Origin of the sequence: Geobacillus sp. FSL K6-0789 (genome assembly GCF_038593135.1) — a bacterium.
Lineage (GTDB): Bacteria > Bacillota > Bacilli > Bacillales > Anoxybacillaceae > Geobacillus > Geobacillus stearothermophilus.
In genome coordinates, this window is record NZ_CP151966.1 from 1,469,607 (window position 1) to 1,482,609 (window position 13,003).

The window sequence follows — 13,003 nt, forward strand, 5'->3', positions numbered from 1 at the left end:
GGCTGCCAAAAGGAGCAGCCCTTTTTCTATGACGATGGCACAGATCAAAGCGGCAAGTCGAAATGGTGCGGCTATTTTTTTACGGCATGAAAGGTGAAACGCGGTGAGGCAGGAATCGGCAAATGGTGGGGCGAATAAAAGAAAGAAATGGAGAAGAAAGGGGCCTCATGATGAAGTTTGCCGTCAATGTTTCGACGATTTTCACGGAAGCGCCGTTTCTTGCCCGGTTTTGCCAAGGCGAAGCAGCACAGGTTTTCGCACGTTGAGTGCCAGTTTCCGTACGCTGCGGCGCCTGAGGCGGTTGCCGCTGAACTGGAGGAATACGGGCTGTCGCTCGTTACGATCAACTTGCCGGCCGGCGATTGGGAAAAGGGGGAGCGCGGACTGGCGATTCTTCCCGGCCGTCATGACGATTTCCGCCGTGCGCTTGAGGAAGGGGTGCGCTATGCGCTCGCGCTTGGCGCGCCGCGTCTTCATTGCATGGCTGGAGTGGTTCCGGCCGATTTGCCGCGGGAACGGGCGAAAGAAATATACATGCGCCGCTTGGATGAGGCGGCCGCTGCGCTCGGCGTCCACGGTTTGACGCTGACGATTGAACCGATCAATCCGTTCGATATGCCGGGCTACTTTTTAACGGATATTGATGAAGCCGTGGCCATCATTCGCGCTCTTGGCAGGGCAAATGTGAAAGTGCAATACGACATCTACCATATGGCGCGGCTTGGGCGCGATGTGACAGCGACGTTTGCGGCCTATGAACCATTGATTGACCATGTGCAATTTGCCGATGCCCCCGGGCGGCATGAGCCGGGGACGGGAGCGCTTCCGTATCGCGAGATTTTCGCATTTTTGCAAGAGCACGCTTTCCGAGCGGCTGACGGGACGGCCGGTTTATACGCTTGTGATCGGGTGTGAAGATGTGGAAAACGCCGTCCATTACCAAGAACAATGGGTGGAACGGCTGCGGCCGAAAATGGCGGAAATGTCCGTTTTAGCTGCTGAGGAGGCTTCCGTCTTTTGGCAGGCGTTTTATACAGCGGCGTCGAACGCGCGCCTGGCGCTGGCGAAAAACGGCGTGGAAGCGGCGGTGAAAATCGGCGTCGTCAACTTGGATGTGCTCGCCGTCTTGCAGGAAAGCGTTCTTATCGTTGATCGCTGCCACGTCCGTCTTGAGGCGCACGGTGGATTGGGCCATGGGCTTTGCCAGGTGTATGTACACGGAAGCGAAGAAGGGGTGTTGGCGGCCATTGAGGAGCTGCGTCAGGCAGCAGTTCGCCTTGGCGGCTATGCGATCGTGAAACATTTACCATTTTCGCTGCGCCAGCGCGTTGACGTTTGGGGCGGAAAGCCATCGTACTTTTTCTTGCTCGAAGGCATTAAGCGAAAAGATCCAAACAAAACGCTCAACGATCAGTGCTTTATTGGGGGGATTTAATCATGAGCACGATAATCAACGAACGGACGGACAGCCCGGCGTGTGCGACCACAAGCCTCGGCAACTCCCGATTTCCCGACTTGCCGGACCCGAGCAAGTGGGCTGATTGCGTCCACTGCGGCATGTGCTTGGAGTCGTGTCCGACGTATGAACAAACCGGCCAAGAGCAGCACTCTCCGCGCGGCCGCGTTTCCAGTCGGCCATCCGAAAGACATCGCCGCGCTGTTGCTCATTGAAGTGGACGGCATTTTCGCCGGGATTGACGAGCAAATCGACGATATTTTAACGATTTGCCGCCGCCACCATGTGCGCGAAGTGAAAGTCGCCCAGTCAGAGGAAGAGCGGGCGCGCTGGTGGGCGAACCGGAAAACCGGCTTTGGCGCCATGGGGGCGATTTCGCCGGATTATTTAGTGCAAGACGGCGTCATTCCGCGCAGCCGGCTGCCGGAAGTGTTGAACGAAATCGCCAACATCAGCCGCAAATACGGGCTTCTGATTGTGAATATTTTCCATGCTGGAGACGGCAATTTGCACCCGCTTGTGTTGTTTGATGCGAGCAAGCCGCTCGGCCCGGTTATTGAAACGGAGCTTGACCCGCTGTCGGTGTCGGTGAAAGCGCGCGTGAACGGCGTCGAAAAACAAAACAGCCCGACAGAGCTCATGATCATTTCGATCAGCAAAATGATCTCCTATTTGTCCCATGTCATGACGTTGCAACCGGGCGATGTCATTTTAACCGGAAGCCCGGTCGGCGCTGAGCTGGTTGGCCCGGGAACAGTCATTGAATGTGAAGTGGACGGCATCGGCACGCTCCGCAATACGTTTGTCGCCGCCAAAGCGCCGGCTGTCGCCGCCGAGATCATCGACCGGAAAGGGTTGCCCAGACATACCGATTGGACGATCACCGACCGCGAGGCGTTTTTCCGCGAGCTTGACACCATTCGGCAAAACGGATATGCGCTTGACCTGGAAGAAAATGAATATGGCATCCGCTGCGTCGCGGTGCCGATTTTCGACTATACAGGAAGCGTTGTCGCCGCCGTCAGCGTTTTCGGCCCGACGATCCGCATGACGGATGACCGCATCATGAGGCTTGCTGCGCGCATGCGCCAAATCGGCAAAGAACTCTCCGCCCGGCTCGGCCATCGGCCGATTCATTCCGTCCAGCCGTAACGGCTGGGCGTTTTGTTTTGCGGCGCGAACGGCCGGCTGGGCATGGCGGACGGAAGGGCATGCAGCCGAGCCGTGTTGCGCTTCGCTTTCCGAAAGACGCCCGCTTTTCGCCGCGTTTTGCTAGTGCAAACGGCAATGATGCATGTAAAATAGAAACGAGGTGATTGGCAACGTGAACAAACAGACGCTTTCCGAGTGGATCGAACAGCTTCGTCAGGACCCGAACGTCGTTCATTGGCATGAAATTGAGCCGAAAGAAGCCGACACAGTTCCGTTTCCGACCGAATTGAATCCGCGGCTGCGCGCGGCGCTTGAAGCGCGCGGCATCGCCTCGCTTTACACGCACCAGGCGTCAGCGTATGAGGCGGTGCGAAGCGGGCGGAACATCGTCGCCGTGACGCCGACGGCATCCGGCAAAACGCTCTGCTACAATTTGCCTGTGCTGCAAGCGATCGCGGAGGCGCCGGAAAGCCGCGCTCTTTACTTATTTCCGACCAAGGCGCTCGCCCAAGATCAAAAAAACGAATTACATGAAATCATCGCCGAGATGGGAACGCCGATTTACAGCTATACATACGACGGCGATACGGCGCCGGCGCTGCGGCAAAAAATCCGCCAGGCCGGTCATATTGTCATCACCAACCCGGACATGCTCCATACCGCCATTTTGCCGCACCATACGAAATGGATGTCGCTGTTTGAACAGTTGCGCTACGTCGTCATCGACGAACTGCATACATACCGCGGCGTGTTCGGCAGCCATGTCGCGAACGTCATCCGCCGCCTAAAGCGGATTTGCGCCTTTTACGGCAGCCGGCCGACATTTATTTGCACCTCGGCGACGATCGCCAATCCGCAGGAGTTGGCTGAGCGGCTGATTGGCGAACCGGTGGCGCTGATTGACAACAACGGGGCGCCGCGCGGACGGAAACATATCGTGTTTTACAATCCGCCGGTCGTCGAGCGGACGATGAACGTCCGTCAAAGTGCGACGAAAACGGCGGTCGAACTGGCGCGGCAGCTTTTACGCAACCACATTCCGACGATTGTGTTCGCCCGCAGCCGCGTCCGCGCCGAACTTATCTTAAGCCATTTGCAGGCGGCGGTGAAGGGGCGGATTGGGGAAACGATGGTCCGCGGCTACCGCGGCGGCTACTTGCCGAACGAACGGCGCGCGATTGAAAAGGGGCTGCGCAGCGGGGACATTATCGGGGTGGTCAGCACAAACGCGCTCGAGCTTGGCGTTGATATCGGCCAGCTGCAGGCGTGCATTCTCGCCGGTTACCCAGGAACGATTGCCAGCACGTGGCAGCAAGCCGGCCGCGCCGGCCGCCGCCATGGCGATTCGCTCGTGATTATGGTGGCCGGTTCAAGTCCGCTTGACCAGTACATCGCCGCCCATCCGGAATACTTCTTCGCCCGCTCGCCGGAAACAGCCCGCATCAATCCGGATAATATGCTCATTTTAGTCGACCATCTTAAATGCGCCGCGTACGAGCTTCCGTTTCGGCGCGGCGAGACGTTTGGTGGAGTCGAGGTCGAAGAAGTGCTCGATTTTTTGGCTGAGCAGGGGGTGCTTTATGAGCGCAGCGGCCGCTGGCATTGGATGAGCGAAGCGTTTCCGGCGCAAAACATTAGTTTGCGCTCTGCGGCGCAGGAAAATGTCGTCATTATCGATGTTTCTGACACCGCCCGCCATCGTGTCATCGGTGAGATGGATCGCTTCAGCGCGATGACGCTGCTCCATGAAGAAGCGATCTATTTGCACGAAGGGACGCAATACCAAGTTGAGCAGCTTGATTGGGAGGAGAAAAAAGCGTACGTCCGTCAAGTGGATGTCGAATATTTCACCGATGCCAATCTGGCCGTGCAGCTTGAAGTGCTGTCTGAAGACCGTACTGCCGAACGAGGGGCGATGGCCGTCAAGTACGGCGATGTATCGGTCCGGGCGATGGCGACGATGTTTAAAAAGCTGAAACTGTCGACGTTTGAAAACATTGGATGGGGGCCGATCCGCCTGCCGGAAGAAACGCTTCATACGTCGGCGGCATGGCTCGAATGGATGGAAGTGCCGCCGCGGTTTTCCCCGGCGTTGTTTGAGCACATTCTGGTGGGCATCGCCAACGTGCTTGGCCATCTAGTGCCGATGTTTGTCATGTGCGACCGCTCGGATATTCATGTTGTGCCGCAGCTGAAGGCGCCGCACTCCGGACGGCCGACCATTTTCCTTTATGACCGCTATCCGGGCGGCATCGGTTTATCGGAAGCGCTGTTTGAGCGGTATGAACAAATGCTGGCGAAAGTGAAAGAGTGGGTGGAGCGCTGTCCGTGTGCGGATGGCTGTCCATCGTGCATCGGTGCTCTTGATGCGGCAGGAATGCCGGTCAAGCATGAATTGGTGCAGTTTTTAGCTGAACAGCTCGCTGTGCGGAGCGGTTCCTCGGCTTAGCGCCAACCGCGCCCTGCGGCGCAGCTTCCCGGTCATCGAGACTGGACGGAAAGGAAGGGCGAGACGGATGAAGCCAAAGCTGTCGCAATGGAAAGAGCTGCTGGCCGCCCGGCATCAACCGAAGGCTGCGGCCGGAGAACTTGAAGCAGAAGCGGGTGAATGCCGGGCGGCGGACGTGCCGTTTGCTGAGCAGTGGCGACAATGCGGCGTTGTTCCGCATTCGTTTGCCGGCGATTATTGTCTTGTCCGCGAGACGGTGTACCCGCTTGATCACGAACATGGCCGCTATCGGCTCGGTGCGTTTTATGAGGTGCACCGGCGCTGGCAGGAGGCGCCGTTTTCCCACCCGCTCTCGTGCCGCGGGTTTGCCGTTGGCGACTTGTTCTTTTTTGACACGGAGACGATGGGGCTTTCAAGCGGAGCGGGAAATGTCATGTTTTTGCTCGGCCATGCCCGCTTTGCCGGTGATTGCGTCATCGTCCGCCAGCATTTTTTGCCGCATCCCGGAGCGGAAGTGGCGCTGTATCAAAGTTTCTTATCCGATGTCAACTATACGACGCTTGTTACGTACAATGGAAAAGCGTTCGACTGGCCGCGGCTGAAAACGCGCCATGCCCTTGTCCGTGACATGGTGCCGAAGCTGCCCGCGTTCGGTCATTTCGATTTGTACCATGCCGCCCGCCGATTATGGAAAGGCCGGCTCGATTCGCTGCGGTTGGCTGAAGTGGAGCGGCATATTCTTGGCGTCAAACGGAACGATGATGTGCCTGGTTTTTTGGCGCCGATGATGTACCAAGCGTTTTTGCAAATGCCCCATCCCGACCGGATCATGCCCGTTTTGCGCCATAATGAGCAAGACGTGTTGTCGCTCATCGTGTTATACATTCATTTGTCGATTCAGCTGCTTGACGCAAACCAACTCACCGATCCAGGCGAACAGCTGGCCGCTGCCCGCTGGTTGGAAACGGTCGGGGAGACGGCGGCCGCGCGGGGCGTCTATGAACAGGCGGGCGCCGGGCAGGCGAAAGAAGCGCATATGGCGAAGTGGCAACTGTCGCTTTTATATCGGAAGGAAAAACGGTATGACGAGGCGGCGGCGCTTTGGCGCGACTTATTGGAGTGTGGCGTCTATTGGAAGATGAAAGCGGGCCTTGAGCTGGCGAAAGCGTACGAACATTATTTCCGTGACCTTGATGAAGCGCACCTTTATGCGGCGGCGGCGTATGAGGCATGGCGGTCGCTTGCCAGGGCGAGCCGGCAGGCGGCGGACGGGGAGGAGCGGGAGTGGCGCAAGCGGCTTGAGCGGCTTATGCGCAAGAAAAACAGGCCGGGAAAATGAGACGCCCATTTCCCCGGCAAGCGCAAAATGTGACAGAAACAGAAAAATTCCTACTCTTCTTTTGCTGCGAATCTTGTAGAAAAATAAAAAAACGTGTACAATGGCGTCGGAATGAACGAAAACGAGGGCAGGGAGAAGAATGTGATGAGGAGCATGTACAAAAAAATTTTGTACCTCTTTTTTATTGTCGTCGGCTTGACGTTTGTCGTGTTCCATTATGTTTATTAACGGTTCACGATGCCCGAGATGACCGGCGCCGCGTGGGCGGGGCTGAAGAAGCGGATTCGGTTTGGCAGCGCCGCCGTGCAAAATGGGTATCTACACTAGTACGAGTTCGGTTCGTTCATCATAGGCTAGTATTGCAAACCAACAGTCTAGATGAAAGGAGAAGGATGCCTATGCATTGCCCGCCTTATGTAACGGCGCCGATTGTTCATCCGCCTCAATGCTGCGTCCAACATCATTTTCAAGCAACGATTGTGCCGCATATCCATCCGTCGCATACGATGCATGTGTATCACCAATTGTATGAACATCACCATTATTTCCCGCATACGGAATCGGCCGTCGCTCAGGCTGCCAACCGGCACCTGTATTGCCCAGGGCCGATGCCGCCGTTCCCGGTTGGATATTAAACAAACGGACGAAGGGGCCGCTCGCCGGCCTCTGTTTTTTGTCAAACGGTGTCCGGACCATGCGCTGGAACATCCGTTTTCAAGTATGAGGGGATGGATGGAATCATTTCCTTTTATTCGGTTTCGCGACCGGAATAAAGAAAACGTCAATTGACAACCGGACCGATTTCTGAAAAAATAAAGAAAAGAGTTGAAAGCGGATTGAGGTGAAAGCCATGTCAGCCAATCGCGTAAAACTAACGCCGAAAGACATTTTAGAAAAGGAATTTAAGGTGAGCATGCGGGGGTACAATCAAGACGAAGTGGACCAGTTTTTAGATATGATCATCAAAGATTACGAAGCGTTTCAGCAGGAAATTGAAGAGCTGCAACAAGAAAACGCCCGCCTGAAGCGGCAAGTCGAGGAGCTGCAAAAGCGGCCGTCGGTATCGGCCGGGACGACAAACTACGATATTTTGCAGCGCCTGTCCAATTTAGAGAAACATGTGTTTGGCCGGAAGCTGTACGAGTAGGCGATGTAGACAAATTCCAATTTTTTTCTCTTGCTCTTATGTGAAAAATCGATTATACTGTAAAATGCTCGCAGCGTTAATCATGCTCGGGTAATCGCTGCGGCCGGTTTCGGCCGTAGAGGAAAGTCCATGCTCGCACGGTGCTGAGATGCCCGTAGTGTTCGTGCCTAGCGAATCCATAAGCTAGGGCAGCCTGGCTTCGGCTGGGCTGACGGCGGGGAAAGAACCTACGTCCCGGCTCGGGATATGGTTCGATTACCCTGAAAGTGCCACAGTGACGGAGCTCTAAGGGAAACCTTAGAGGTGGAACGCGGTAAACCCCACGAGCGAGAAACCCAAATGATGGTAGGGGCACCTTCCCGAAGGAAATGAACGGAGGGAAGGACAGGCGGCGCATGCAGCCTGTAGATAGATGATTACCGCCGGAGTACGAGGCGCAAAGCCGCTTGCAGTACGAAGGTACAGAACATGGCTTATAGAGCATGATTAACGTGGTGATGGCATCATGAAAAGCCCTCCTGCATGAAGGAGGGCTTTTCTTGTATCGGTTGTTTTGCAGGATGGTTATACTTGGAGATGAAATACATATTGCCTGCCAGAATAGGGGGAAGCGGATGGAGCGATTTTCAATCATTGCCACGGCCGCGATGGGGCTCGAAGCGGTTGTGGCGGATGAAGTGCGCCGGCTTGGCTACGAATGCCAAGTGGAAAACGGCAAGGTGATGTTTGAAGGTGATGCGGCTGCGATTTGCCGCGCCAATCTTTGGCTGCGCACTGCCGACCGTGTGAAGCTCAAAATCGGCGAGTTTCGGGCGACGACGTTTGAAGAGTTGTTTGAGCAGACGAAGGCGCTGCCATGGGCTGATTATTTGCCGAAAGACGCCTCGTTCCCTGTTATTGGAAAATCAGTGAAATCAACGTTGTTCAGCGTCTCCGATTGCCAAGCCATCGTCAAAAAAGCGGTTGTTGAAAGCCTAAAGGAGCGCTATCGGCTGTCGTGGTTTCCTGAAACAGGGGCGCTCTACCGCATCGAAGTGGCGCTCCATAAGGACATCGCCACCTTGACGATCGATGCGAGCGGCGCCGGGCTGCACAAGCGCGGCTATCGTCTCCGCCAAGGGGAAGCGCCGCTCAGAGAGACGCTCGCCGCCGCCTTGGTGCTGCTGACCAACTGGACGCCGGATCGCCCGTTTGTTGACCCGTTTTGCGGCTCGGGCACGATCGCCATTGAGGCAGCGCTCATCGGCCAAAACATTGCCCCTGGATTCAACCGCGACTTTGTTTCCGAACAATGGCCGTGGATCGGGAAACAAGTGTGGGAGCGCGCGCGCGAAGAAGCAGAAGCGCTGGCCCGCTATGACCAGCCTTTGGATATTATCGGGATGGACATCGATCCGCACATGGTGGAAACCGCCAAGGCGAACGCGGCGGAAGCAGGGCTTGCCGATTTATTGTCGTTTCGAGTCGGGCGGGCGGAGCAGTTTCGGACGGACAAGCGGTACGGAGTGATTGTCGGCAATCCGCCGTATGGGGAGCGGCTTGGCGAACGCCGGGAAGTGGAAGCGCTCTATCGCGCTATCGGCCGCGCCTACGCCTCTTTGGATACGTGGTCGGTCTATATCTTAACCGCCCACCGCGGCTTTGAAACGCATTACGGCCGACCGGCAACCAAACGGCGCAAGCTGTTTAACGGCTTTATCGAAACGCATTACTACCAATATTGGGGGCCGCGGCCGCCGCGTGAAGGCTAGAAGTTGACTTCTCGGCGGCGATCCATCATAATATTGTCTTGTTATTGAGAATAAGCGCGCAACAAACTTGTTGCGCGCTTATGCATGATGATGCCGGGGGAGTTTATGCCAATTTGGAGGGGTGGCGGCGATGAGCCATGATCGTTATCCATTTACAGTAGAAAAAAACGAAAACTTCTTTGACAAGCTCAGCCAATGGATCGGCGATGTTTTTTACGATATTTTGCCAGAGGCCGGGTTTGAGCTGCGCGATGAGCAAATTTATATGGCGTTCCAGCTCGAGCGCGCGTTTCGCGAGAAAAAGGTGATGTTTGCCGAAGCCGGGGTCGGCACGGGAAAAACGATCGTCTATTTGCTGTATGCGATTTGTTACGCCCGCTACACTGGCAAGCCGGCCATCATCGCCTGCGCGGATGAGACATTGATCGAGCAGCTCGTCAAAAAAGAAGGGGATATCGCCAAATTGTCCGATGTGCTTGGACTGCATATCGACGTCCGGCTGGCCAAATCGCCGGATCAATATTTATGTTTAAATAAGCTCGAAGAAGTCACGACATATGATGACGAGGATATCGAATTATACGAGCGAATTTTTGATGAGCTTCCGGCATTCGTCCACGATAATAAACCGATGCAGTCGTTTTACCGCTATGGCGACCGGAAGGAATACGCCCATTTGAGTGATGAGCAGTGGAAAAAAATCGCCTGGGACCCGTTTCAGGATTGTTTTACATGTGAAAAGCGGCACCGCTGCGGCCAGACGCTTTGGCGCGATTATTATCGAAAAGCGACGGATTTGATCGTCTGTTCGCACGATTTTTATATGGAACACGTCTGGACGTATGAGGCGCGCAAGCGGGAAGGCCAGCTGCCGCTGTTGCCGGAGGCGAGCTGCATCGTGTTCGATGAGGGGCATTTGCTTGAGTTTGCCGCGCAAAAGGCGCTGACGTACCGGATGAAAGAGACGACGCTTGAGATGCTGCTGACAAGGCTGCTCGAAAACGACATCCGTGAACAGCTCGCTTATTTAATTGAGGAGACGTTGGAGACGAGCGCGCGCTTTTTTGCGGAATTGAAAGCGTGCGCGAAAGACGTTCCCGGATCGAACCGGAAAGAAATTTTGCCGTCGCCCGCCCTGCAGCAATGGGCGAAGCAGCTGCACAGGCAAATCGTTGAAATCGGCAATGAGCTTGTGTTTGAAAGCGAGACGTATACGATCGACCATTATCAGCTGAACATCGTGGACGAATATTTGGATCAAATTCAATATTCGCTCGACTTGTTTTTGACGAACGCCGATGCGATCACATGGCTTGAGTCATCGCGCCAAGAGGCGACTTTGGTCGTCATGCCGCGCACCGTGCAGGAAGTGCTGCGCGAAAAAGTGTTCAGCAAACGAATGCCGTTTATCTTTTCATCGGCGACGCTGTCGAGCGGAAAATCGTTTGCCTATATTGCCCAAAGCTTGGGCATTGATGACTATTTGTCGTTCAGCGTGCCATCGCCGTTTGATTACGATGAGCAAATGACAATTTATATGCCGACGTTCCGCGCCGGCGAGACGCTGTTTGCGGAAAAATATCGCTATGCGCTCGAAAAATTGCGCGAAACCGGCGGCCGGGCGCTCATCTTGTTCCCGACGCGCGAAGAGCTGCTCCAATTTAAAGAAGAAGCGGCCGATGAACCGTTTTCGTTCTTGTTTGAGGGAGACCGTGAAATCAGCGATTTGGTCGCCGAGTTTCAGCGCAATGAGGAGACCGTGCTTTGTTCGGAACATTTATGGGAAGGGCTTGACATCCCGGGGCCGTCATTGTCAAACGTCATCATTTGGTCGCTTCCGTATCCGCCGAACGATCCGGTGTTTCAGGCGAAACGGAAGGCATACCGCGATCCGTTTTGGAGCGTTGATGTGCCGTACATGCTGCTCCGCCTCCGTCAAGGAGTCGGACGGCTCATCCGCACCCGCGATGATCGCGGCATCGTCTCCATTTTTGTCACTGACCGCGACGATGCGCAAGTCATCCAAGCGGTCAAAGAGGTGCTGCCGACAGCGGTGAGGGAAGAATAAGTTCTTCCCTTTTTCTTTTTGCAGCCGAAGCGGATATTTCCCGATGTGTCAGCAGGAAAATGCCCACTTGTTATGGAAATGATGATACGGCCAACAAAAACAGTGGGAGGATGGGGCTCGATGAAGCGAATGGAAGAACAATTTTTGGAATATGTCAAAAAAATGATGGGATACCATGAGGCGATCGGCCTCATGTATTGGGATTTGCGGACCGGGGCTCCGAAGAAAGGAGTCGGACAGCGCTCGGAAGTGATCGGCATGCTGTCGGCGGAAGCGTTCCAAATGTCGATATCCGAAGAGATGGCGGCGTTTATCGCCAAACTGTCAGCCAAAGGGGTGTATGAACAGCTTGGTGAAGTGACGCAGCGCACGCTCGATGAGTGCAAAAAAGAATATGAGCGCAATAAAAAAATTCCCGTTGCCGAATACAAGGAGTATGTAGTACTTCGCTCCAAAGCGGAAAGCGTCTGGGAAGAGGCGAAAGCAACCGCTGATTTTTCCCGTTTTCGCCCGTACTTGGAGCGAATCATCGAGTTTCAGCGCCGTTTTATCGAGTACTGGGGATATGAAGGGCATCCGTACAACACGCTGCTTGATCAATATGAGCCGGGCATGACGGTCGAGCTGCTCGATCAGCTGTTCGGCCGGCTGCGTGAACGCATCGTTCCGCTTGTACAAGCCGTTGCCGCCGCCCCAAATAAGCCGGATACGTCGTTTTTGTTTGCTGCGTTTCCGAAAGAACGGCAACGGGCGTTTCTTTTGGAGCTGCTTCCGGAACTCGGCTATGACTTTGGCAAAGGGCGGCTTGATGAGACGGTTCATCCGTTTGCGATCGGGTTGAACCCAAACGATGTGCGCATTACGACGCGCTACGACGAACGCGATTTTCGCACCGCCATCTTCGGGACGATTCATGAGTGCGGCCATGCCCTGTATGAACAACATATTTCCGAAACGCTTGTCGGCACGCCGCTTTGCGGTGGGGCATCGATGGGCATTCACGAGTCGCAGTCACTGTTTTTCGAAAATATGGTTGGCCGCCACTATTCATTTTGGAAGCGGCATTATTCACGTCTTTCGCAATACGCGCCATCGCAGTTTGCCGGCGTTTCGCTGGATGCGTTTTACCGGGCGATCAATGAGGCGAAGCCGTCGCTGATCCGGATTGAAGCCGATGAACTGACGTATCCGCTTCACATTATCATCCGCTACGAAATCGAAAAGCAGCTGTTTGCCGGCGATATCGAAGCGGCGGACTTGCCGGACGTATGGAATGAGAAATATGAGCAATATCTTGGCATCCGCCCGTACAACGATGCGGTCGGCGTGTTGCAGGACGTCCATTGGTCGGGCGGCAGCTTCGGCTATTTTCCGTCGTATGCGCTCGGCTATATGTACGCGGCGCAATTCAAACAGGCGCTCGAAAAAGAACTCGACATGGCGGCGTTGCTTGAAGAAGGGAACATCGCGCCGATTCGTGAATGGCTGACCGAGCGCATTCATCGATTCGGAAAAACGAAAAAGCCGCTCAACCTTGTGCGCGATGCCACCGGTGAGCCGCTCAACGCCGAACACTTGATCCGTTATTTAGAAGAAAAATATAAAGCGATTTATTGTCTATAAAGCAAATCCCCCTCTCCG

At 55.0% G+C, this 13,003-nt stretch carries 9 protein-coding genes, 1 other RNA gene and 2 pseudogenes; all 12 read left to right on the forward strand.

Annotated elements, in window-relative coordinates; translation table 11 throughout:
• Nucleotides 1-186 precede the first annotated feature (186 nt).
• The 12 genes and pseudogenes from NSQ51_RS07575 to NSQ51_RS07630 all read left to right on the forward strand — a co-directional run bounded on the left by NSQ51_RS07575 (nucleotide 187) and on the right by NSQ51_RS07630 (nucleotide 12,985).
• On the forward strand, nucleotides 187-915 hold the full coding sequence (locus NSQ51_RS07575; protein WP_230581340.1) for a TIM barrel protein: 729 nt from the start codon (nucleotides 187-189) through the stop codon (nucleotides 913-915).
• Nucleotides 860-1,435 (forward strand): annotated as a pseudogene (locus tag NSQ51_RS07580) (FAD-binding protein); the annotation flags it as partial. The gene NSQ51_RS07575 and the pseudogene NSQ51_RS07580, both read left to right, overlap by 56 nt.
• Before the next feature lie 2 nt (nucleotides 1,436-1,437).
• Nucleotides 1,438-1,626 (forward strand): annotated as a pseudogene (locus NSQ51_RS07585) (4Fe-4S dicluster domain-containing protein); the annotation flags it as partial.
• A complete protein-coding gene (locus NSQ51_RS07590) occupies nucleotides 1,583-2,608 on the forward strand; it encodes an IclR family transcriptional regulator C-terminal domain-containing protein (protein WP_033015333.1) in 1,026 nt (341 codons plus the stop codon). The pseudogene NSQ51_RS07585 and the gene NSQ51_RS07590, both read left to right, overlap by 44 nt.
• A gap of 172 nt (nucleotides 2,609-2,780) precedes the next feature.
• Nucleotides 2,781-5,057, forward strand: coding sequence for a DEAD/DEAH box helicase (locus NSQ51_RS07595; RefSeq protein ID WP_049624871.1), 2,277 nt, complete (start codon nucleotides 2,781-2,783; stop codon nucleotides 5,055-5,057).
• Nucleotides 5,058-5,124: 67 nt separating this feature from the next.
• Nucleotides 5,125-6,396: a ribonuclease H-like domain-containing protein gene (locus tag NSQ51_RS07600; RefSeq protein ID WP_121650089.1), complete on the forward strand. Its 1,272-nt coding sequence runs from the start codon at nucleotides 5,125-5,127 to the stop codon at nucleotides 6,394-6,396.
• Between the two features lie 398 nt (nucleotides 6,397-6,794).
• Nucleotides 6,795-7,031 (forward strand): CotD family spore coat protein, encoded by a 237-nt coding sequence (locus NSQ51_RS07605; RefSeq protein ID WP_033009240.1) that lies wholly within the window; start codon nucleotides 6,795-6,797, stop codon nucleotides 7,029-7,031.
• 215 nt (nucleotides 7,032-7,246) lie between these two features.
• Nucleotides 7,247-7,543 carry a cell division regulator GpsB gene (gpsB, locus tag NSQ51_RS07610; RefSeq protein ID WP_033009238.1) on the forward strand — a complete coding sequence of 99 codons (297 nt, stop codon included), beginning with the start codon at nucleotides 7,247-7,249 and terminating at the stop codon, nucleotides 7,541-7,543.
• Nucleotides 7,544-7,625: 82 nt separating this feature from the next.
• An RNA gene (gene rnpB / locus NSQ51_RS07615) (RNase P RNA component class B) lies at nucleotides 7,626-8,024 on the forward strand.
• Between the two features lie 133 nt (nucleotides 8,025-8,157).
• Nucleotides 8,158-9,294, forward strand: coding sequence for a class I SAM-dependent RNA methyltransferase (locus NSQ51_RS07620; protein ID WP_033009237.1), 1,137 nt, complete (start codon nucleotides 8,158-8,160; stop codon nucleotides 9,292-9,294).
• Between the two features lie 130 nt (nucleotides 9,295-9,424).
• Nucleotides 9,425-11,362, forward strand: coding sequence for an ATP-dependent DNA helicase (locus NSQ51_RS07625; protein WP_033015327.1), 1,938 nt, complete (start codon nucleotides 9,425-9,427; stop codon nucleotides 11,360-11,362).
• A 120-nt stretch (nucleotides 11,363-11,482) separates the two neighbouring features.
• Entirely contained in the window at nucleotides 11,483-12,985 is a 1,503-nt protein-coding gene (locus tag NSQ51_RS07630) for a carboxypeptidase M32 (protein WP_033015325.1), read from the forward strand.
• The last annotated feature ends 18 nt before the right edge of the window (nucleotides 12,986-13,003 follow it).